This is a genomic window from Rhodococcus sp. PBTS 1 (assembly GCF_001620025.1).
Taxonomy (GTDB): Bacteria; Actinomycetota; Actinomycetes; order Mycobacteriales; family Mycobacteriaceae; genus Rhodococcoides; species Rhodococcoides kroppenstedtii.
Window position 1 is genome coordinate 2,327,921 of record NZ_CP015219.1, and the last position, 20,824, is coordinate 2,348,744.

Here is a 20,824-nt window from a genome sequence, read left to right on the forward strand (position 1 = left end):
TCAGCGGTCGACGAGGGTGGTCTCGAAGTTGTAGCGGGAGGCGCGGTAGACGTGAACGCCGTACTCGACGACCTTGCCGGAATCGTCGAAGGCGGTGCGGTTCATGGTGAGCAGCGGAGCCCGGAGCTTCTCGTCGAGCAGCTCGGCTTCCTCACGGCCGGCCGACTTGGCGCCGATCCGTTGTCGAGCCAGACGGACGTGCACACCCTTGGTACGCAGCGACTGGTAGAGCCCCTGCGCCTCCAGTTCGGCGGGCTCCGGAGCGAGGTCGAGAGGGAGGTAGTTCGTCATCAACGCGAGCGGCTCGCCCTGCGTGCTGCGCAGTCGTGCGATCGTGACCACGGTTTCGTCCGGACCGATGTTGAGTTCGCGCGCCACCTCGTCCCCCGGCAGGCCGACGGAGTACTCGAGCAGCTTGGTACTTGGGTGCTGCCCCGCGCGGGCCAGGTCGTCGAACAGCGACGTGAGCTCGACCGGACGGTGCACGGGGCTCTGCACCACCTGCGTTCCGACGCCGCGCTTGCGGACGAGCAGGCCCTTGTCCACCAGCTCCTGGATCGCGCGACGGGTGGTCGGCCGGGAGAGGTTGAGCCGTTCCGCCAGGGCCAACTCGTTCTCGAAGCGGTCACCCGGCGCGAGCTGCCCGGAGAGAACGGCCTCCTCGATGGCGCGGGCGAGCTGGTAGTACAGCGGGACGGGGCTGGATCGGTCCAACTCCACGGCCAGCTGCGGCGCGCTGAGCGGGTGGTTCACTCGGTCTCCGATCGACAGCGAGACGAGGCGTGGTCACCTCGGGATGCGGACTCGACCGTGACGCAGCGCACCGTCGAGTGGTGTGAGTGTAGGTGATCCGGGCCGATATGACATCAAGTTAGAATGTCAGGACAAACTGTTGACATCCCGGTGTGGTGCGGCGCACAGTAGTCGCGGGCCGTATCCGCTCACCGTTTACCGACACCGCCGACCCACACCCCGGGAGATCACGTGACCACAGCCGCACCCGACACGCCGCACGCCGGATTCGACGTCCTGGCCATCGGGCGCAGCGGTGTCGACATCTACCCGCTGCAGACCGGGGTCGGCCTCGAAGACGTGACCACGTTCGGCAAGTTCCTGGGCGGCAGCGCCGCCAACGTCGCCGTCGCCGCAGCGCGCCTCGGCCGGCGCAGCGCCCTGATCTCCGGGGCCGGCGACGATCCCTTCGGACGCTACGTGCGCGGCGAGCTCGAGCGCCTCGGCGTCGACGCGTCGTTCGTCGTCACCGATCCCGCCCACGCCACGCCCGTCACCTTCTGCGAGATCTTCCCGCCGGACGATTTCCCGCTGTACTTCTACCGGAAGCCGACGGCCCCCGACCTGCAGATCCGCCCCGACGACATCGACGCCGACGCCGTGCGGGCGGCCGCGCTCTACTGGTCCACGGTCACCGGACTGTCCGAAGAGCCGAGCCGCAGTGCGCATTTCACGGCGTGGGACGCACGCGGTCGGGCACCGCTCACCGTGCTCGACCTCGACTACCGGCCCATGTTCTGGGACTCCCCCGCCGCCGCGACGGAGCAGGTCCAGCGCGCCCTCGCGCAGGTCACCGTCGCCGTCGGCAACCGCGAGGAGTGCGAGGTGGCCGTCGGTGAGACCGATCCCGATCGCGCGGCCGACGCCCTCCTCGACCTCGGCCTGGATCTGGCCATCGTCAAGCAGGGCCCGCGGGGCGTGCTCGGCAAGACCCGCACCGAGCGGGTCGAGGTCCCGCCGAACCCCGTCGACGTGGTCAACGGACTCGGCGCGGGCGACAGCTTCGGCGGATCGCTCTGCCACGGCCTGCTCGCCGGCTGGCCGCTCGAGAAGATCCTGCGTCACGCCAACGCCGCCGGCGCCATCGTCGCCTCCCGGCTCGAATGCTCCACCGCCATGCCCACCGCGGACGAAGTCGCCGCACTCGCGGACGCGTCCGCAGCCGACCCGACGGAGCCCGCTCATGTCTGACACCGTCCTCACCGACACCGGTACTCGCGGGACCGATTCGGCCGCACCGACTCTCGGCGCCACGCCCGCCGCCCGGACCTACGCCGACGTGACCGCGGTGCGCGCGAGCGACCCCGGCGCGATCGAGCGCGCCTGGGCCACCCGCACCACGCGGCCCACCGTCCGCGGCAACGGCCGACTGATGATCGTCGCCGCCGACCACCCCGCGCGCGGCGCGCTGTCGGTCGGCTCGAACGCCACCGCGATGAACAGCCGCACCGAGTTGCTCGACCGACTGCGCACGGCGCTCGCGAACCCCGGCGTCGACGGCGTGCTCGCGACGGCCGACATCCTCGACGATCTCGTGCTCCTCGGCGCGCTCGAGGACAAGGTGGTGTTCTCGTCGATGAACCGCGGCGGACTGGCCGGCGCGTCGTTCGAACTCGACGACCGCATGACCGGTGCCACGGCCGCCTCCACCGCGAAGGCCCGGATGAACGGCGCCAAGATGCTCAACCGCGTCGCGCTCGACGATCCGGGGACGCTGTCGATGATGACCGCGACGGCGCGAGCCGTCGACGAGCTCGCCGCCCACGGCCTGATCGCGATGCTCGAGCCGTTCCTCAGCCGCCGTGAGGGCGGCAAGGTGGTCAACGACCTGTCCACCGATGCCGTCATCAAGAGCATGCACGTCGCCCAGGGTCTCGGGTCGACGTCGTCGCACACGTGGCTCAAGCTGCCCGTCGTCGCCGACATGGAGCGCGTCATGGACGCGACCACCCTGCCGACGCTGCTGCTCGGCGGCGACCCGCAGGAGGCGCCCGAGGAAACGTTCGCCAGTTGGTCGCGCGCGCTGGAGATTCCGGCCGTGCGCGGACTCATCGTCGGGCGCACCCTGCTCTACCCCCGCGACGGTGACGTGGCCGCGGCCGTCGACACCGCCGTGACGATGGTGCGGTGACGGCCGTGAACTCCGAGTACTACATCCCGGTCGGCGCCTCCGCCGACGCCCCGTTCGACGTGGTGGTCACCCCCGAGTCGGCCGGCTGGAGCGAGTCGAGCCTGCGCACGCTGCGCCTCGCGGCCGGCGAGTCCGCCGAGCTCGAGTCCGGTGACGACGAGATCATGGTGGTGCCGCTGTCCGGCTCGGCCACGGTCACCTGCGACGGCGAGACGGTCGACCTGGCCGGTCGCGCCACGGTGTTCGACGGCCCGTCCGATTTCGCCTACGTCGGGCGGGACTCGTCGTACACCGTTGCCAGCACCTCGGGTGGTCGCTTCGCCCTGTGCGGTGCCCGCGCACGGACGCGGCTGCCGTTCCGGTACGTGCCGGCGAGCGCCGTCGCCGTCGAGCTGCGCGGAGCCGGCAACTGCAGCCGCGAGGTCCACAACTTCGGGACCGCGGACACCTTTGAGGCGGACTCGCTCATCGCCTGCGAGGTCGTCACGCCGGGCGGCAACTGGTCCTCCTACCCCGGGCACAAGCACGACGAGAACACCGAGCACGAGTCCGCCCTCGAGGAGATCTACTACTTCGAGATCGCCGACGGCCCCGACGGATCCGCCGGCTTCGGCTACCACCGCGTGTACGGCACCCCCGAGCGACCCATCGAGGTGCTCGAGGAAGTCCGCACGGGCGACGTGGTCCTCGTACCCCACGGCTACCACGGTCCGTCCGTGGCCGCACCGGGCTACCACATGTACTACCTGAACGTCATGGCCGGACCGGGCGCCGAACGCGCCTGGAACATCGTCGACGACCCCGAGCACACCTGGATCCGCGGCACCTGGACCGACCAGCAGGTCGACCCCCGGCTCCCGCTCGAGCCGCATCGGACCCCCACCACCCCACCTCGAGGAGCATGACCGTGGTCTCCACCGCACCCATCTCGGCGAGCAAGACCGAGAACGCCGAATCGACCGTCCGCCTGACGGTCTCGCAGGCGGTCGTGAGATTCCTGGCCGCCCAGTACGTCGAACGCGACGGCCGGCGTGCCCGGTTCTTCGCGGGCGCGTTCGGAATCTTCGGACACGGCAACGTCGCCGGCCTCGGCCAGGCTCTGCTGCAGGCGGAGATCGACGCGCACGAGTCCGGCACCGAGCCCGCCCTGCCGTACGTCCTGGGCCGCAACGAGCAGGCCATGGTGCACAGCGCGGTCGCCTACGCACGGCAGAAGGACCGGCTGCAGACGTGGGCCGTCACCGCGAGCGTCGGCCCCGGCTCGACCAACATGCTCACCGGCGCCGCCCTCGCCACGATCAACCGACTGCCGGTGCTGCTGTTGCCGGCGGACACGTTCGCCACCCGGGCCAGTGCACCGGTGCTCCAGGAACTCGAGCTCCCCTCGAGTGGCGACGTCACCGTCAACGACGCGTTCAAGCCGCTGTCGCGGTACTTCGATCGCGTGTGGCGACCCGAGCAGCTGCCCGCCGCGTTGATCGGTGCGATGCGCGTGCTCACCGACCCCGTGGAGACGGGCGCCGCCACCGTCGCCATTCCGCAGGACGTGCAGGCCGAGGCGTTCGACTGGCCGGAGTCGCTCTTCGCCGAGCGCACCTGGCACGTCGGCCGGACACTGCCCCAGAGCGACGCGATCGAGCGCGCCGCGGCCGTGATCCGCAGCGCGCGTCGTCCGCTGATCGTGGCCGGCGGCGGCGTGATCTACTCCGGCGCCACCGATGCCCTGGCCGCGTTCTGCGAGCGGACCGGCGTTCCGGTGGGACAGAGTCAGGCCGGCAAGGGCGCCCTCCCCTACGACCACCCGCAGTCCGTCGGCGCGATCGGGTCCACCGGGACCACCGCCGCGAACGCCCTCGCCACCGACGCCGACGTCGTCATCGGAATCGGCACGCGCTACAGCGATTTCACCACCGCCTCCCGGACCGCCTTCACCGACCCGAGCGTGCGCTTCGTCAACGTCAACGTCGCGACGATCGACACGGTCAAGCAGGGCGGCGTGTCCGTCGTCGCCGACGCCCGTGAAGCGCTGAGCGCGCTGACCGCTGCGCTCGGCGACTGGTCCGTCGACGACGACTACCGCACGCGCACCGCGGAACTCGCCGCGCAGTGGGAGGACACCGTGTCCTCGGTGTTCGCCGTGGAGGACACGTCGGCTCCGCTGAACCAGAACCAGGTCATCGGCCTGGCCAACACCCTCTCCGACCCGCGCGACGTCGTGGTCTGCGCCGCCGGCTCCATGCCCGGCGACCTCCACAAACTGTGGCGCAGCCGCGATCCCAAGGGCTACCACGTCGAGTACGGCTTCTCGTGCATGGGCTACGAGATCGCCGGCGGCATCGGCGCCAAGATGGCGGAGCCGGACCGGGACGTGTTCGTCATGGTCGGCGACGGCTCCTACCTCATGATGGCGACCGAACTGGTCACCGCCGTGCAGGAAGGCGTCAAGGTCATCGTGATCCTGGTGCAGAACCACGGTTTCGCCTCCATCGGCTCCCTCTCGGAATCGCTCGGCAGCCAGCGATTCGGTACGGCCTACCGGTACCGGGACGGCCAGGGTCGTCTCGACGGAGACCTGCTTCCGGTCGATCTGGCGGCCAACGCGGCCAGCCTCGGCGTCGACGTCGTCCGCGTGACCACCGGCTCGGAGTTCACCGACGCCGTCAAGGCCGCCAAGGCGAGCGAAACCTCGACCGTCATCCACGTCGAGACGGACCCCCGCATCGCCGCACCGGACTCCGAGTCCTGGTGGGACGTCCCGGTGTCGGAGACGTCGACCCTCGAGTCCACACGGACCGCCTACGCCACCTACGAGCGGTGGAAGCGCATCCAGCGTCCGTATCTGCGCCCGTCCGAGTGACCCGTTCTTCCTTCCCAGCACATCAGGCACAACCAGTCCCGAAAGGCTCCACCATGAGCGTCATCCGCGTCGGTTCCGCCCCGGATTCCTGGGGCGTGTGGTTCCCCGAGGATCCGCAGCAGACCCCGTACGAGCGATTCCTCGACGAGGTCTCCGCGTCCGGATACGAGTGGATCGAACTCGGCCCCTTCGGCTACCTGCCCACCGACCCGCAGAAGCTCACGGCGGAACTCGAGGCTCGGAACCTGAAGCTGTCCGCCGGCACGGTCTTCGAGCATCTCCACCAGGACGACGCGTGGGACGCGGTCTGGACGCAGATCGAGGACGTCGCCAAGTTGACCGCCGCCGTCGGCGGCAAGCACGTCGTCGTCATCCCCGAGATGTGGCGCGACCCGTCCACGGGCGCCGTCCTGGAGGACCGGAACCTCACCGCCGACCAGTGGCGCAAGAAGACCGAGGGCATGAACGAGCTCGGCAAGCGGATGTTCGAGCAGTACGGCGTCAAGGCGCAGTACCACCCGCACGCCGACAGCCACGTCGACACCGAGGAGAACGTCTACCGCTTCCTCGACGGCACCTCGAGCGAGTTCGTGAACCTCTGCCTCGACACCGGCCACATCAGCTACTGCGGCGGCGACAACATCGCCATCATCGAGCGCGCTCCCGAGCGCATCGGGTACCTCCACCTCAAGCAGGTCGACGAAGCGGTGCGCGACAAGGTGCTCGCCGAGGACCTGCCGTTCGGCGAGGCGGTCCGGCTGGGCGCGATGACCGAACCGCCCCTGGGTATTCCGGCGATGCCGCCGCTGCTCGAGACCGTCGAGCGGCTCGCGACCGAGGGTCGGCTGACCGCCGATCTCTTCGCGATCGTCGAGCAGGACATGTACCCCTGCGAGGTCGACGCTCCCCTGCCCATCGCGCAGCGCACCCGGAAGTACCTCGGCTCCTGCGGCGTTCCCGCCGTCACCTTCTCCTGACACCTCCTTCCAGAACGGACGTCCCTGAAGTGAATTCCGAACTCCGCATCGCCGTCCTCGGTGTCGGGCGCATGGGCGCCGACCACGTCCAGCGCATCACCCGGACCATCTCCGGCGCTCGCGTCGCCGTCGTCAACGACTACGTCACCGAGCGGGCCCGCGAGATCGCCGACACCGTCCCCGGTGCCCGCGTGGTCGAGGACCCCATCGACGCCATCGCCGATCCCGAGGTCGACGCCGTCGTCCTCGCCACCCCAGGCCCCACGCACGAGAAGCAGCTGCTGGCGTGCCTCGAGCACGGCAAGCCCGTGATGTGCGAGAAGCCGCTGACGACGTCCGTCGAGACGTCGCTCGAGGTGGTCCGGGCGGAAGCCGCGACCGGCAAGAAGCTGATCCAGGTCGGCTTCATGCGCCGCTTCGACCGCGAGTACGAGCAGCTCAAGGCGCTCCTCGACTCCGGCGACCTGGGCCGCGCCCTCGTGGTGCACTGCGCGCACCGCAACCCCGAGGTGCCGCCCCACTTCGACAGCGCCATGATCGTGCGCGACTCGCTGGTGCACGAGGTCGACGTCGCCCGGTTTCTGCTGGACGAGGAGATCACCAAGATCCAGATCATCGCGCCGTCGGCCAATCCTGCTGCGCCGGAGGGGCTTCGCGATCCGCAGATCGCGATCTTCACCACCGAGTCCGGCCGGCACGTCGACGCGGAGGTCTTCGTCACCACGGGTATCGCCTACGAGGTCAGGACCGAGGTGGTCGCCGAGCGCGGCAGCGCCATGATCGGTCTCGACGTCGGCCTGGTGCGGACGTCCGCACCCGGCGTCCGCGGCGGCACCATCACCCCGGGCTTCGTCGAGCGGTTCGGGCAGGCGTACGACGTGGAGATCCAACGGTGGGTCGACGCCGTGCACGCAGGCGCCGAGACGGGCAACTACGTCGACGGCCCCGGCGCCTGGGACGGGTACGCCGCCGCTGCGGTGTGCGAAGCCGGTGTGCTCTCCCTCGAGTCCGGTGAGCCCGTGGCGGTCGACATGGTCGCCCGCGCCGACATCTCGGGAGCGTGACCATGAAGGTCGCTCTCGATCCCACCCCGTTCCATCACGAGCACTCGCTGCTGGAGCTGCCGGGCGTCGTCGCCGAGCTGGGGTACGAGTGGCTGCAGCTCACCCCGCACGTCGACATGATCCCGTTCTTCAACCACCCCAAGGCGAACGACGATCTGGTCAGGCGTTTCCGACGGGCCTGCGACGACGCCGGGGTCGGCATCGCCTCGGTCCTGCCGGTGCTGCGATGGTCCGGACCCGACGAGGACGCGCGGGAAGCGGCGGTGCGGTACTGGAAGCGCGCCATCCAGATCACCGTCGACCTCGGGGTGCAGCGGATGAACACCGAGTTCAGCGGCCGGCCCGAGAAGGCCGAGGAATCCGAGCGGGCCTTCTACCGGTCGATGGAGGAGCTGCTGCCGATCATCGAACGGGAGGGACTCGACATCCTGATCGATCCGCACCCCGACGACTTCGTCGAGGACGGGCTCGCGGCGATGCGGGTGATCCGCGGGGTCAACTCGCCGAACCTGGGCATGGTGGTGGTCGCCTGCCACCAGTTCCACATGGGCGGCGACCTGGATCGGATTCTCGACGAGGCCGGCGACATGATCCGCCTGGTGCACGTCGCCGACACGATGGACCACCACCGCTCCCACGGCCTGCGCTACATCACCAACCCGCCCGGCAATCCCGTTCGGGTGCACCAACATCTGAAGATCGGCGACGGCGACGTCGACTGGGACCAGTTCTTCGGCGGTCTCGACCGCATCGGGTTCTACGACCGCGACACCGTCATGGTGTCGAGCGTCTTCGCCGAGAACGAGAACGCGCGGGAGGTCTCCCGCTACCAGCTGCAGACGATGACCGACCACGTCGCGAAGTACGGAAAGTAGGAATTGTCATGACCACGAACACCATCGGGCACTGGGTGGACGGCAAGCCGTTCGCCGGCACGTCCGACCGCACCGCCGAGGTCACCAACCCCGCCACCGGTGAGGTCACCGGCCGGGTCGCCCTGGCCGACCTCGACGACGCCCGCGCCGTCATCGCCGCCGCCGCCTCGGCGTTCCCCGCCTGGCGCGACACCTCACTGGCCAAGCGCACCTCCATCCTTTTCGCCTTCCGCGAGCTGCTCAACTCCCGCAAGGACGAACTCGCCGCCATCATCACCGCCGAACACGGCAAGGTCCTCTCCGACGCCCTCGGCGAGATCTCCCGCGGCCAGGAAGTCGTCGAATTCGCCTGCGGCATCCCCCACCTGCTCAAGGGTGGCTTCACCGAGAACGCCTCCACCAAGGTCGACGTCTTCTCCATCCGCCAACCCCTCGGCCCCGTCGGCATCATCTCCCCCTTCAACTTCCCCGCCATGGTGCCGATGTGGTTCTTCCCCGTCGCCATCGCCTGCGGCAACACCGTCGTCCTCAAGCCCAGCGAGAAGGACCCCACCGCCAGCATCTGGCTCGCCGAACTGTGGAAGGAAGCGGGCCTGCCCGACGGCGTCTTCAACGTCCTCCAGGGCGACAAGCTCGCCGTCGACGAACTGCTCGAGAGCCGGGCGATCAAGTCGATCAGCTTCGTCGGCTCCACCCCCATCGCCGAGTACGTCTACTCCACCGGCACCGCGAACGGTAAGCGCGTGCAGGCCCTCGGCGGCGCGAAGAACCACGCCATCGTCCTGCCCGACGCCGACCTCGACCTCGCCGCCGACGCCATGGTCAACGCCGGCTTCGGCTCCGCCGGGGAGCGCTGCATGGCCATCTCCGCCCTCGTTGCCGTCGGTGACGTCGCCGACGACCTCGTCGCGAAGATCGTCGAGCGCACCACCCCCCTGCGCACCGGCGACGGCACCCGTGGCTCCGACATGGGCCCCCTGGTGACCAAGGCACACCGCGACAAGGTCGCCTCCTACGTCGACGCCGGCGAGAACGACGGCGCCACCGTCGTCGTCGACGGCCGCGGCGTCCAGGCCGACGGCGACCCCAACGGGTTCTGGCTCGGCCCGACGCTGCTCGACCACGTCACCCCCGAGATGAGCGTCTACACCGACGAGATCTTCGGACCCGTCCTGTCGGTGGTGCGCGTCGAGACCTACGACGACGCACTGCAGCTGATCAACGACAACCCCTACGGCAACGGCACCGCCATCTTCACCAACGACGGCGGCGCCGCCCGACGGTTCCAGAACGAAGTGGAAGTCGGCATGGTGGGCATCAACGTCCCGATCCCGGTTCCCATGGCGTACTACAGCTTCGGCGGCTGGAAGAACAGCCTCTTCGGCGACACCCACGCCCACGGCACCGAGGGCGTCCACTTCTTCACCCGCGGCAAGGCCGTCACCGCCCGCTGGCTCGACCCCAGCCACGGCGGAATCAACCTCGGCTTCCCCCAGAACGACTGAGCCACAGCACCACCGGCAGCCGCACCTCGATCGCGAGGTGCGGCTGTCGGCATACGCGGGCCCCTCAGAACGGGGGTGGGGTGTCGTCCGGTGGGATGACCCTGCGGAGTCGGTTGCGATTCCGTTCCTGTCGGCGGCGGGCGTGTTTCTGCTCGGTGCGTGGGGCGGGTCGGGTGCGTTCGGTGAGGCCCGGTTTTGATGCTCGGGTCTCGGGTGGGTCACCGAAGACGATGGCGTCGAGTCCGGGGTGGACGTCGTGTCCGGTGAACGCCGGTCCGAGGACGGTGCGCCCGTCGGGGATGGTGATGGTGCGGATCAATCGGCTCGGGTCGGCCGGGTCGGGGTACTGATCGTCGACGAAGTCGGCGAACGTCTTGAGTAGGTGGTGGAAGCGGCATTTGGCTCCGAGTCCGGTCGCGCTGGTACGCCCGCCCTTCTCGGGGTGGGTGTGGTCGTATTCGGTGATGTGGTCGAGGTCGCCGTCCCACGCGGGTCGGTTGCAGCCGGGCCAGGTGCAGAACAGATCCCGCGCACGGATGTACGCGTCGAGGGCTGCGGAGGGGCGGTAGGGGTTCGAGGGTTGTGTCGCCGGCAGTGGGGTGTCGGTGCCGTCACCCAACGGCCGGATGATCGTGCGGGGGTCGGCGGCGAGGTCGCGGACGTGGGCGCCGGAGATTATGCCGATGCCGGCGAGGAATCCGACGCCGTCGACGAAGTCCAAGCCCACCGGTTCCTCGCACCCGGCGGAGGCATCGGAAGTGACGTCTGCCTCGTCGTCCGCGGTGACGTTCGGCCGATTCGACGACACCGACTGCGGTGCAATCGGTTCCGAGTCGGACGGTTCCGGTGCCACCGTCACGGCCGAGGTGCTCTCGTCCGGTCGCGGCAGGTGCTGGGTCGACCGGCACACCCGCTCGGCCTTCGGCGCCGGGACGGGGCCGTCTAGGGTGGTGGTGTCGGTGACCAGATGGATCAAGATCCGCGGCGCGGTCGCCGCGAACTTGGTCAGGTCGATGTTCTTGTAGCGGCAGTCGGTGATGGGGCGGTCACAGTCGCACCCGAATCCGGTTTGGGTGATCAACGCGTAATGCGCATCGGAGGCCCGCGCGGCCTTGGAGCGGGTGTCCTTCGGGCACACCTGCGCGGCCAACCTCGTCACGGACGCGTGGAGAGCAACGATGTCCTCCGCCGGCCGGGTGTCCGTCGCCGACGCCAAACCGTCACGGCCCATCTCGACGGTGAACTCCCGATTCCGCTTCGCCTTCTCCCGCCGGGCGCGGACGGCATCGGGATCACGGCGGTCGACCATCATGTCGACCATCGCCTCCATCCGCGCCGGGGACCACGATCCGGGTCTGCGGAGAGCGCGGGCGATGTCGGCGTCGACCAACGCGGCGTAGCACTGCCCTTCGATGAGTTCGGTGCGGGAGACGATGGTGCGGATGTGATGCGGGGTGACGACCCCGTCCCGCAGGCACTCCGCCACGAGAGGGAGTCGATCCCGCAGGGCGACGGCGTCGGTGAGCAGGGTGCGGGCCGCCCCCTGCGTGATCGACAACGTGGTGGCGATGGTGGCGGCGCAGCGGGTGAACGCGTCGAGCTCACGCCGGTCTTCGTCTTCGAACGGCTCCACCAGTTCGGCGTGCATGGCGGCGGCGAGCTGGTATTCGAACCACTTCAGGTACGCGACGCCGGCGGCGGCGTGGACGAGCGCGTCCAGCGCCTGCGACGCAGGAAGGTCGGTGGTAGCGGGCAGACCCAGGGCAGCGTGATCGAGCGCCGCCCACGGAACGGCACCTGCCCCCACCTGCACACCCGCCATGTCGCCGACCCCCCAGTCGCTCGTATGTTCGAGTGTACCGTCACCCACCGACACGGTCCATGACACGTACGCACGAAACCTGACCGCACCACCTCCCCCGGACCCTCCGGACCGGCACCTACGCTCGACGGCGATGACCACGTATCGACGGCTGACCGCGGCACTCGCGGTCGGCGCACTCCTGGCGCTCGGCACACCGGCGGCAGCCCAGCCGGCAGCAGCTCAACCGGTGGCCCCGCCGACCACCACACCGTTCGCGACCCCCAGCACCGACTCGTGCCCGCACCGCGAGACGCCGCCCCCGGCCATCGATGCGTCGGAGGTGCCGGTTGCCGGATCGACCGCACCCGTACCGGTTCCCGTGCCCGACGCACCCGTCGGCGGCGACGAGCTCGGCGCCTGCGGCGTGATCGTGGCCGACGGCGCCCCGCCCGTCCCCGCCGACATCTCGGCGACCGCCTGGACGGTCTCGGACCTCGACACCGGGGCGGTCATCGCCGCCAAGGACCCGCACGGCCGCTACCGGCCGGCGAGCACCATCAAGGTGCTCCTCGCGCTCGTCGCGCTCGATTCCCTGGACCTCGACACGCGCGTGACGGCGACCGCCGAGGACGCCGCCACCGAGGGCAGCGCCGTCGGGCTGGGTATGGGCGGCGTGTACACCGTGCGGCAGTTGCTCCAGGGGCTGGTGATGGCGTCCGGCAACGATGCTGCTCACGCGATCGCCGGACAGCTCGGCGGCACCGAACGCGCCGTCGAGGCCATGAACGCTCGCGCTCGTGAACTGGGCGCTCTGGACACCAGGACCGCGACCCCGTCGGGACTGGACGGGCCAGGAATGGCGAGCTCCGCGTACGATCTCGCCGTCATCTTCCGCGCCGCCATGGAGGATCCACGCTTCGCGGAACTCGCTGCTGCGGAGGAGGTTCCGTTCCCCGGGTACCCGAAGGACCCCTCGAAGCCGGACAATCCGTCGCGTCCCGATCAGCCGGGTGTCCCGGTGAATCCCGACCTGCCGCTGAACGAGGACCGTCCCGGTTTCACCCTGGCCAGCGACAACGCTCTGCTGTTCCGCTACCCGGGCACGCTCGGCGGGAAGAACGGCTACACCGACGACGCCCGCCAGACGTTCGTCGGCGCCGCGGAACGGGACGGGCGGCGCCTCGTGGTGTCCCTCATGGCGGCCGATGTCCTGCCGATCCGTCCGTGGGAGCAAGCCGCCCGATTGCTCGACTTCGGCTTCGCCCAACCGGACGCGACGATCGGCACCCTGGACGGGGCCACAGGAGTTACACGGAACGAGACCGACGAACCGTCGTTCACCCGGATGGCGGAACCGGATTCGGCCGACGTCGGCAATGCCGACAGCGCCCTCGCCGCACCGTCCGGAGGCGCCTATCCGGGCGTCGACGACTCCGCCGACGGCGCGGTCCGCATCGGAGTGGGAGTCGTCGGGGGCATCGTCGTCCTCGGCCTGATCCTGCTGGCGCGCAGGCTCTCCCGGCGCTGAACGATCAGCGTCGCCGCCGTCCCAGGCCGAGCACGGCCACGACGGCGGCGCCGACCACGGCCGCGACGCCGACCGGCGAGACACCCTCACGGACAACGACGGTGGGCGCGATGACGGCCCCCTCCGGCACCGGCGTGGGTGCCGAGATCCGATTGTCCCGACTGGTGGCGGCCCACGCCGTCGAGAACAGCAGGAAGCGCGAGGTGAAGAAGGCGAACACCAGAATGCCGATGATCGGACCGAACGTCACCCCGGCCGGTCCGGACGTCACCGACTCCAGGTACACCGCGCCGAGTTGCTTGAACACCTCGAACACCACTGCCGCCATCAGCGCCGCCCGCGCGGCGCTGCGCACCGTGACCGGCTCCCGCGGCAGCCGGGCGATCACCCACGCGAACAGCGCCCACGTGGCCGCCACGGCCAGCAGGATCGACACGATCTGCACGGCGACCCCCACGCCCGGAACGTGATCGAGACCGACCGCCGTCAACAACGCCGGGACGACGGAGCCACTCGCGACCGCCGACAGGCCCAGCGAGACCACCAGGGCGAGTCCGAGTCCCAGCAGGGCCCCCAGATCGCGAACCTTGGTGCCCAGGAACGATCCGTCGTGGTGCTGGGTTTCCCACATGGCCGTGAGCGCGTCCCGCAGGTTCGCGGTCCAGCCCAGGCCCGCGTAGAGCGCGCCCAGCAGACCCAGCACCCCCACGCTCGTCCGCGACTCGACGGCCGCCGCCACGAGATCGTTGATGGTCCCACCGAAGCTTCCCGGCACGTTCTCCGCGATCTGCGACTGCAGTTCCGCCAGCAGATCGGGCCGCGCGCTCAGGACGAAGCCCACCACCGCGAACGCCACCATGAGCAACGGGAACAACGACAGCACACTGAAGTACGTGATGCCCGCGGCGTAGTAGTCGCCCTTCTGCTTCTGGTACACCGCGCCGGCGCGGGCGAGATGATCGAACCAGGGCCACTCCGCTCGTCGTCGTTCGACGATCGCCGCAACGTCGGGCATGGGTCAGCCTCTCGGTGGTAGGAATCCCACTCTGTCGTACACCTGCGCCAAGGTCCTCGCAGCGATCTCCCGCGCCCGCTCCGCGCCGACCGCCAGAATGCGGTCCAGCTCGTCCGGATCGGTCATGTACTCGTCGAAGGCCCGACGGACCGGGGCGACGAACTCCGCCACCGCATCCGCCGTGTCGGACTTGAGATCCCCGTATCCCTTGCCGACGTACCCGTCCACGAGCGTCGGGATCGGGGTGCCGGTGAGGGCGGACTGGATCACCAGCAGATTGCTGACCCCGGGCTTGCGCGCCACGTCGTACACGATGTCGCGCTCGGTGTCGGTGACCGCCGACCGAATGCGCTTGGCGGACACCGCGGGATCGTCCAGAATCTCGATGCGACCCGCCGGCGTGGCACCGGACTTGCTCATCTTGGCGGTGGGTTCCTGCAGGTCGTAGATCTTCGCGATGCCGGTGACGATGTGCGCCTCGGGCACGACGAACGTCTTCTTGTACCGAGAGTTGAAGCGCTGCGCCAGATCTCGCGTGAGTTCGAGGTGCTGACGCTGATCCTCGCCGACCGGGACCCGTTGCGGGCGGTAGAGCAGGATGTCGGCCGCCTGCAGGACCGGGTACGTGAACAGCCCCACCGAGGTGTGGTCGCTGCCCTGTCGCGCCGACTTGTCCTTGAACTGCGTCATCCGGCCGGCCTCGCCGAAGCCGGTGAGACAGTTGAGGACCCACGCGAGCTGCGCGTGCTCGGGCACGTGCGACTGCACGAACAACGTGGACCGCGTCGGATCGATACCCACCGCGAGAAGCTGCGCCGCCGCCCGCCGGGTCCTGGCCCTGAGTTCCTTCGGGTCCTGCGGCACCGTGATCGCGTGCAGATCGGGAATGAAGTAGAACGCCTCGTATTCGTCCTGCAGGTCCACCCACTGACGAACGGCGCCGAGGTAGTTGCCCAGGTGGAACGAGTCCGCCGTGGGCTGAATGCCCGACAGGACACGGTCCTTCCGGGTGGGGGCATCGGTCCCGGGTGCGGTGGTCATGATCTACAGATTCAATCAGACGGCCGAGTCGGCGAGACGCCGGTCAGCGGTAGACGACGGTCACCGGGGCGTGGTCGGACCACCGCGCGTCGTAGGACTCGGCGCGTTCGACCGTCGCCTCCTTCGCTCGCTCGGCGAGTGCCGTCGTGCACATCTGGTAGTCGATGCGCCATCCGGCGTCGTTGTCGAACGCCTTGCCGCGGTAGGACCACCAGCTGTACGGACCGTCCACCTCGGGGTGGAGTGCGCGCACCACGTCGACCCACGCTCCCCCGTCCCCGACGAGGGCGTCGAGCCACGCCCGCTCCGACGGCAGGAATCCCGACTTGGTGCGGTTGCCCTTCCAGTTCTTCAGGTCCCGCTCGGTGTGGGCGATGTTCCAGTCCCCGCCGACGATCACCTGCTCGCCCGACGCCGCGAGATCGGCCAGATGGTGCTCGAACGACGCCATGAAGCGCTCCTTCACGTCCTGCCGCTCGGTGTTCACCTCGCCCGACGGGAGATAGAGGCTGGCGACGGTCAGCGCCGGATCGACGTCGGTGGCCGCGAACCGGGCCTCGAGATACCGACCCGACTCCGCGAACTCCTCGTCGAAGCCGATCCGGGAGGACACGGACGGAACGCGGGAGAGGATCGCGACTCCGTTGCGGCCCTTGGCCGACGGCTCGGCCGACACGATGGACCAGGCGTCGGCGATGCCGTCGAGGCAGGCGCGGAGTTCCGCATCCGTCGCGCGGGTCTCCTGCAGGCACACCACGTCCGCGGACGAGGTCGCGAGCCAGTCGAGCATGCCCTTGCGGACGGCGGCGCGAACGCCGTTGACGTTGACGGTGGTGACGGTGCGAGACACGGCGACGAGGCTATCGGGCGTCGATCGACACCCCGGCGGGCGATGCGATCTCGCTCGGTCGGGCGCGCTTGTCCAGCGCCACCGACACGCTCAGCACCACCAGACCTGCCACCGCGAGACCCGCGCCGACCGCGGCGGGAGCGGTGTAGCCCAACCCCGCGGAGATGACCGCGCCGCCCAGCGCCGCACCGAGGGCGTTGGCGAAATTGAAGGCCGCGTGGTTCATCGACGCCGCCAGCGTCTGCGCGTCGGCCGCCACGTCCATCAGCCGCGTCTGCAGGCCCGGCACGATCGACGATCCGGCCGCGGCGATGAGGAACACCGTGATCAGCGCCGACACCGGGTGGTGCGCCGCGACGACGAAGCCGGCGAGCACGACCGCCACCGCCGTCATGGCGACGAACAGCCCGCGCACGAGCATGCGGTCGGCCAACCACCCGCCGACGTAGTTGCCCACCACCATGCCGAGCCCGTAGATCGCGAGCCCCAGGGGCACCGCGGCCTTGCTGAGACCGGTCACGTCGGTCAACGTCGTCGCGATGTAGGTGTAGACGGCGAACATGCCGCCGAAGCCGACCATCCCCACCAGCAGCGTCAGGAGCACCTGCGGGCGGCGAAACGCGCCGAGTTCGGTGCGGGTGTCGGTGGTCGGGAGCGCGTCGAGCCGCGGCAGCCACACGGCGAGCGCGGCCACGGTGAGCGCGCCGATGACGGAGACGACGGCGAACGCACTGCGCCACCCGACGGCCTGGCCCATCCACGTCGCCGCGGGCACTCCCACGACGTTGGCCACCGACAGCCCCATCATCACCAGAGCGACGGACCGCGCGCGCTTGCCCGGCTCCGCCAGGTGCGCGGCCACCAGGGCGGCGACACCGAAATAGGCGCCGTGGGGCAGTCCCGCGACGAACCGGGACGCCATCAGTTCGTGGAAGCTCGGTGCGAACACCGTGCCCAGATTGCCCGCGGTGAAGGCGACCATCAGCGCGAGCAGCAGCAGCCTGCGCGGCACCCGCGCGGCCAGCGCGGCGATGACCGGCGCCCCGACGACGACGCCGAGCGCGTAGGCGGAGATCACGTGGCCCGCCGTCGGTTCCGACACCGCCATGCTGCCGGCCATCTCGGGAAGCAGGCCCATCGACACGAACTCCGTCGTCCCGATGCCGAACCCGCCGAGCGCCAACGCCAGCATCGCACCGGTGCGTCGACGCCGTCGGGAGCGAGACGCCTCCACGTCGGTGATCGGGGGCGCGTCGGCCGACAGCACGGCGACGGAGGGGGGTGTCATGGCAGCGGTCCTTCGCGACGGAGGTGGTGGTGGGTGATCATCGGTACTGGATCGATTCAGAGCGTCCTGACGCAACGGACGACGCCCGAAGGGATCAGTCTGCTCGCCGGCGCCGGTCGTTCGCCAGTCGAAAGACCGTGAGATGGCACACCCGGCGGACCCGGGGTGCGTGCGTCCACAGCGCAGGTGTACACGCTAGGATTTCCGGCAAGGTCATGAGCGCCAGCTGTCAGCCCCGGCTAGCTGGCCGGCAACCCTCCAACCGCGGTGGGGTGCCCCGGGTGATGACCGGGTTACTCGACTCCGCGCACCACGCGCGGGACGTCGATGGCAAGCGCGGGTCCGTGTTCTCGGGCCCACCGACAAGGGCCGGCACCGCCGGTCCGCGACCGGCCACCGAACACGGTGGCCTCTCGGAGGTACTCCCATGTGTCGTAGCCCGCGATAGGCCCCGACCCTTCGTTCCCACGAATTCGGTTCGCCTCCGCGGTCTGCTCACGGGTGCCCGATTCGCACCGCGGCCGCGGTGTCCGCCGAGGCGAGTCGCCACCCCGTACGTCCTTCACGAGGAGCACGAGAACACATGACCGACCAAACTCCCGATGCCACCGGTTCCGACGTCGTCGACGCCACCGGCGCCCCCGTCGAGGATCCGGCGCTGAACTGGAGCTTCGAGACCAAGCAGGTCCACGTCGGCCAGGTCCCCGACGTCACCACTCACGCCCGGGCCCTGCCGATCTACCAGACCACGTCGTACACCTTCGACAGCACCGACCACGCCGCGTCGCTGTTCGGACTGGCCGAGCCCGGCAACATCTACACCCGCATCATGAACCCGACGCAGGACGTCGTCGAACAGCGCATCGCGTCCCTCGAGGGCGGTGTCGCGGCGCTGCTCGTGTCCTCGGGTCAGGCCGCGGAATCCCTCGCGATCCTCAACATCGCCGAGTCCGGTGACCACGTGGTGTCGAGCCCCCGCCTCTACGGCGGCACCTACAACCTCTTCCACTACACCCTGCCGAAGCTGGGCATCACCGTCTCCTTCGTCGAGGATCCGGACGATCCCGCCTCGTGGGAACGCGAGGTCCGCCCGGAGACCAAGGCGTTCTACGGGGAGACCATCTCGAACCCGAAGAACGACATCTTCGACATCCCCGGCGTCTCCGAGGTCGCGCACCGGCACGGCATTCCGCTGATCGTCGACAACACCGTCGCGACCCCGTACCTCATCCAGCCGCTGAAGCACGGCGCGGACATCGTCGTCCACTCGGCGACGAAGTACCTCGGCGGTCACGGGACCGCCATCGCCGGCGTGATCGTCGACGGCGGCACCTTCGACTGGACGCAGGGCCGGTTCGCGAACTTCACGACGCCGGATCCCAGCTACCACGGGGTGGTCTTCGCCGACCTGGGCGCACCGGCGTACGCCCTCAAGGCGCGCGTGCAGTTGCTCCGCGACCTCGGTGCGGCCGTCTCGCCCTTCAACGCCTTCCTCATCGGGCAGGGCATCGAGACGCTGAGCCTCCGGCTGGAACGGCACGTGCAGAACGCGACCGCCGTCGCGACGTTCCTGGAGGGCCGCTCGGAGGTGACGTCCGTCGCCTACGCCGGCCTGGAGTCGTCCCCCTGGTACCAGCGGGGTCGCGAACTGGCCCCGCGCGGCGCCGGCGCCATCGTGGCGTTCGAACTGGCCGGCGGGATCGACGCGGGCAAGCGCTTCGTCGACGCGCTGGAACTGCACAGTCATGTCGCTAACATCGGTGACGTGCGTTCCCTCGTGATCCATCCGGCGTCGACGACGCACTCGCAGCTGACTCCGGAGGAGCAGCTGGCGTCCGGCGTCACGCCCGGCCTGGTTCGCCTGGCCGTGGGCATCGAGGGACTGGACGACATCCTCGCCGATCTGGAGAAGGGTTTCCGGGCCGCCTCTTGACACTCGATGTTCGATCACCCGCTCGTCCGGCGGCGACCCTGCCGCCGCCGGACGGGCAGGTGGGTCTCGTGCCCGTCGGCGACGTCGTCCTCGAGAGCGGGGCCGTGATCCCCGATGTCGTTCTCGCCGTCCAGCGTTGGGGCGAGACGAACGCCGACCGGTCCAACGTCGTCCTGGTCGAGCACGCACTGACCGGCGACTCCCACGTCACCGGGCCGGCCGGAGACGGCCACCTGTCCCCCGGCTGGTGGACCGGAATGGTCGGTCCGGGCGCGCCGTTGGACACCGACCGGTGGTGCGTCGTCGCCACCAACGTTCTGGGCGGGTGCTCGGGCAGTACCGGTCCGTCGTCCCCCCATCCCGACGGCGGGTTCTGGGGTTCCCGCTTCCCTGCGATCTCCATCCGCGACCAGGTCGAGGCGGAGAGGCTCTTCGCGGACGCCGTCGGCGTCGACCGTTTCGCCGCCGTGGTCGGCGGCTCGATGGGCGGAATGCGGACGCTCGAATGGGTGGTGGGGCACCCGGACCGTGTCGCCTCCGCACTCGTGCTCGCCGTCGGCGCCCGCGCCTCGGCGGACCAGATCGGCACCCAGACCACCCAGATCGCCGCGATCACCGGAGACCGCGACTGGCACGGTGGCGACTACCTCGCCGCGGGTACCGCGCCCGAGCACGGGCTCGCGATCGCGCGGCGCATCGCCCACCTGACCTACCGGACGGAACACGAACTCGACACGCGGTTCGGCAACGCCTCCCAGAGCAACGAGGACGCGTACCACGGGGGCCGCTACGCGGTGCAGAGCTACCTCGAGCATCAGGCCGCCAAGCTGGTTCGCCGATTCGACGCCGGCAGCTACACGGTGCTGAGCGAGGCCATGAACCGTCACGACGTCGGCCGCGGGCGCGGCGGAGTGGAGGCCGCGCTGCGGTCCGTGCGCCTTCCGGTCGTGGTGGCCGGCGTCGACTCCGACCGGCTCTACCCGCTCCGTCAGCAGCAGGAGATCGCCGACCTGATTCCGTCCTGTGACGGGCTGCGCATCATCGAGTCGCGCGACGGCCACGACGGGTTCCTCACCGAGCCGGACGCCGTCTCCGCATTGTTGATCGCCACGATGACCCTGGCGGACGAGGCCCTGTCCGCACCGTCGCCCTCCTGACATACGA

17 protein-coding genes and 1 riboswitch are annotated in these 20,824 nt (G+C 69.8%); of the genes, 11 read left to right on the plus strand and 6 right to left on the minus strand.

Going from position 1 to position 20,824, the window contains the following annotated elements; genetic code table 11:
• Positions 1-753 (minus strand): GntR family transcriptional regulator, encoded by a 753-nt coding sequence (locus A3Q40_RS10490; protein ID WP_068102073.1) that lies wholly within the window; start codon positions 751-753, stop codon positions 1-3.
• Positions 754-984: 231 nt separating this feature from the next.
• Here A3Q40_RS10490 and iolC point away from each other — a divergent pair, with 231 nt between their 5' ends.
• The 8 genes from iolC (at position 985) to A3Q40_RS10530 (ending at position 10,201) form a co-directional block, all read left to right on the plus strand.
• Positions 985-1,983, plus strand: a complete 999-nt coding sequence (iolC, locus tag A3Q40_RS10495) for a 5-dehydro-2-deoxygluconokinase (RefSeq protein ID WP_068102075.1) — start codon at positions 985-987, stop codon at positions 1,981-1,983.
• Positions 1,976-2,923 (plus strand): Cgl0159 family (beta/alpha)8-fold protein, encoded by a 948-nt coding sequence (locus tag A3Q40_RS10500; RefSeq protein ID WP_235606264.1) that lies wholly within the window; start codon positions 1,976-1,978, stop codon positions 2,921-2,923. The genes iolC and A3Q40_RS10500 overlap by 8 nt, the downstream gene beginning before the upstream one ends.
• A gap of 5 nt (positions 2,924-2,928) precedes the next feature.
• Positions 2,929-3,828 (plus strand): 5-deoxy-glucuronate isomerase, encoded by a 900-nt coding sequence (gene iolB, locus A3Q40_RS10505; protein WP_068105896.1) that lies wholly within the window; start codon positions 2,929-2,931, stop codon positions 3,826-3,828.
• Positions 3,825-5,780 (plus strand): 3D-(3,5/4)-trihydroxycyclohexane-1,2-dione acylhydrolase (decyclizing), encoded by a 1,956-nt coding sequence (gene iolD / locus A3Q40_RS10510; protein ID WP_068102077.1) that lies wholly within the window; start codon positions 3,825-3,827, stop codon positions 5,778-5,780. Before iolB ends, iolD begins: the two co-directional genes overlap by 4 nt.
• A gap of 53 nt (positions 5,781-5,833) precedes the next feature.
• The gene (locus A3Q40_RS10515; protein ID WP_068102078.1) at positions 5,834-6,757 is read left to right on the plus strand and encodes a sugar phosphate isomerase/epimerase family protein; all 924 of its coding nucleotides are present in this window, start codon (positions 5,834-5,836) and stop codon (positions 6,755-6,757) included.
• 71 nt (positions 6,758-6,828) lie between these two features.
• Positions 6,829-7,821: a Gfo/Idh/MocA family protein gene (locus A3Q40_RS10520; protein ID WP_235606589.1), complete on the plus strand. Its 993-nt coding sequence runs from the start codon at positions 6,829-6,831 to the stop codon at positions 7,819-7,821.
• Positions 7,822-7,823: 2 nt separating this feature from the next.
• Positions 7,824-8,696, plus strand: coding sequence for a sugar phosphate isomerase/epimerase family protein (locus A3Q40_RS10525; protein WP_068105900.1), 873 nt, complete (start codon positions 7,824-7,826; stop codon positions 8,694-8,696).
• A gap of 8 nt (positions 8,697-8,704) precedes the next feature.
• Positions 8,705-10,201 (plus strand): CoA-acylating methylmalonate-semialdehyde dehydrogenase, encoded by a 1,497-nt coding sequence (locus tag A3Q40_RS10530; protein WP_068102082.1) that lies wholly within the window; start codon positions 8,705-8,707, stop codon positions 10,199-10,201.
• A gap of 64 nt (positions 10,202-10,265) precedes the next feature.
• On the opposite strand, the gene A3Q40_RS10535 is transcribed toward A3Q40_RS10530, so the two are convergent.
• A complete protein-coding gene (locus A3Q40_RS10535) occupies positions 10,266-12,023 on the minus strand; it encodes an HNH endonuclease signature motif containing protein (protein WP_068102084.1) in 1,758 nt (585 codons plus the stop codon).
• Positions 12,024-12,156: 133 nt separating this feature from the next.
• Here A3Q40_RS10535 and A3Q40_RS10540 point away from each other — a divergent pair, with 133 nt between their 5' ends.
• The gene (locus A3Q40_RS10540) at positions 12,157-13,533 is read left to right on the plus strand and encodes a D-alanyl-D-alanine carboxypeptidase family protein (RefSeq protein WP_068102086.1); all 1,377 of its coding nucleotides are present in this window, start codon (positions 12,157-12,159) and stop codon (positions 13,531-13,533) included.
• Between the two features lie 4 nt (positions 13,534-13,537).
• On the opposite strand, the gene yhjD is transcribed toward A3Q40_RS10540, so the two are convergent.
• From yhjD to A3Q40_RS10560, 4 genes are read right to left on the minus strand one after another with little or no spacing between them, the layout of a single operon-like run.
• Complete coding sequence (gene yhjD / locus A3Q40_RS10545; RefSeq protein ID WP_068102087.1) at positions 13,538-14,548, minus strand: inner membrane protein YhjD; 1,011 nt, start codon at positions 14,546-14,548, stop codon at positions 13,538-13,540.
• Between the two features lie 3 nt (positions 14,549-14,551).
• Positions 14,552-15,589, minus strand: a complete 1,038-nt coding sequence (trpS, locus tag A3Q40_RS10550; protein ID WP_068102089.1) for a tryptophan--tRNA ligase — start codon at positions 15,587-15,589, stop codon at positions 14,552-14,554.
• A gap of 43 nt (positions 15,590-15,632) precedes the next feature.
• Positions 15,633-16,439: an exodeoxyribonuclease III gene (locus tag A3Q40_RS10555; protein ID WP_068102090.1), complete on the minus strand. Its 807-nt coding sequence runs from the start codon at positions 16,437-16,439 to the stop codon at positions 15,633-15,635.
• Between the two features lie 10 nt (positions 16,440-16,449).
• Complete coding sequence (locus tag A3Q40_RS10560; protein ID WP_371831469.1) at positions 16,450-17,727, minus strand: MFS transporter; 1,278 nt, start codon at positions 17,725-17,727, stop codon at positions 16,450-16,452.
• Positions 17,728-17,938: 211 nt separating this feature from the next.
• Positions 17,939-18,070, plus strand: a riboswitch (SAM riboswitch).
• Between the two features lie 240 nt (positions 18,071-18,310).
• On the opposite strand from A3Q40_RS10560, the gene A3Q40_RS10565 reads away from it, so the two are divergent.
• Together A3Q40_RS10565 and metX are read left to right on the plus strand one after the other, a co-directional pair.
• Positions 18,311-19,660: a bifunctional o-acetylhomoserine/o-acetylserine sulfhydrylase gene (locus tag A3Q40_RS10565; protein WP_074921760.1), complete on the plus strand. Its 1,350-nt coding sequence runs from the start codon at positions 18,311-18,313 to the stop codon at positions 19,658-19,660.
• A complete protein-coding gene (gene metX / locus A3Q40_RS10570) occupies positions 19,657-20,817 on the plus strand; it encodes a homoserine O-acetyltransferase MetX (RefSeq protein ID WP_082833865.1) in 1,161 nt (386 codons plus the stop codon). Before A3Q40_RS10565 ends, metX begins: the two co-directional genes overlap by 4 nt.
• The last annotated feature ends 7 nt before the right edge of the window (positions 20,818-20,824 follow it).

Bases quoted from the DNA above. Each gene is read 5' to 3' on its own strand.
- A3Q40_RS10520 (WP_235606589.1), top strand. From the start codon at position 6,829: ATGGGCGCCGACCACGTCCAGCGCATCACCCGGACCATCTCCGGCGCT.
- A3Q40_RS10560 (WP_371831469.1), bottom strand. From the start codon at position 17,727: ATGACACCCCCCTCCGTCGCCGTGCTGTCGGCCGACGCGCCCCCGATC.
- A3Q40_RS10530 (WP_068102082.1), top strand. From the start codon at position 8,705: ATGACCACGAACACCATCGGGCACTGGGTGGACGGCAAGCCGTTCGCC.
- iolD (WP_068102077.1), top strand. From the start codon at position 3,825: ATGACCGTGGTCTCCACCGCACCCATCTCGGCGAGCAAGACCGAGAAC.
- A3Q40_RS10515 (WP_068102078.1), top strand. From the start codon at position 5,834: ATGAGCGTCATCCGCGTCGGTTCCGCCCCGGATTCCTGGGGCGTGTGG.
- trpS (WP_068102089.1), bottom strand. From the start codon at position 15,589: ATGACCACCGCACCCGGGACCGATGCCCCCACCCGGAAGGACCGTGTC.
- A3Q40_RS10565 (WP_074921760.1), top strand. From the start codon at position 18,311: ATGACCGACCAAACTCCCGATGCCACCGGTTCCGACGTCGTCGACGCC.
- A3Q40_RS10540 (WP_068102086.1), top strand. From the start codon at position 12,157: ATGACCACGTATCGACGGCTGACCGCGGCACTCGCGGTCGGCGCACTC.
- A3Q40_RS10525 (WP_068105900.1), top strand. From the start codon at position 7,824: ATGAAGGTCGCTCTCGATCCCACCCCGTTCCATCACGAGCACTCGCTG.
- A3Q40_RS10500 (WP_235606264.1), top strand. From the start codon at position 1,976: ATGTCTGACACCGTCCTCACCGACACCGGTACTCGCGGGACCGATTCG.
- A3Q40_RS10535 (WP_068102084.1), bottom strand. From the start codon at position 12,023: ATGGCGGGTGTGCAGGTGGGGGCAGGTGCCGTTCCGTGGGCGGCGCTC.
- yhjD (WP_068102087.1), bottom strand. From the start codon at position 14,548: ATGCCCGACGTTGCGGCGATCGTCGAACGACGACGAGCGGAGTGGCCC.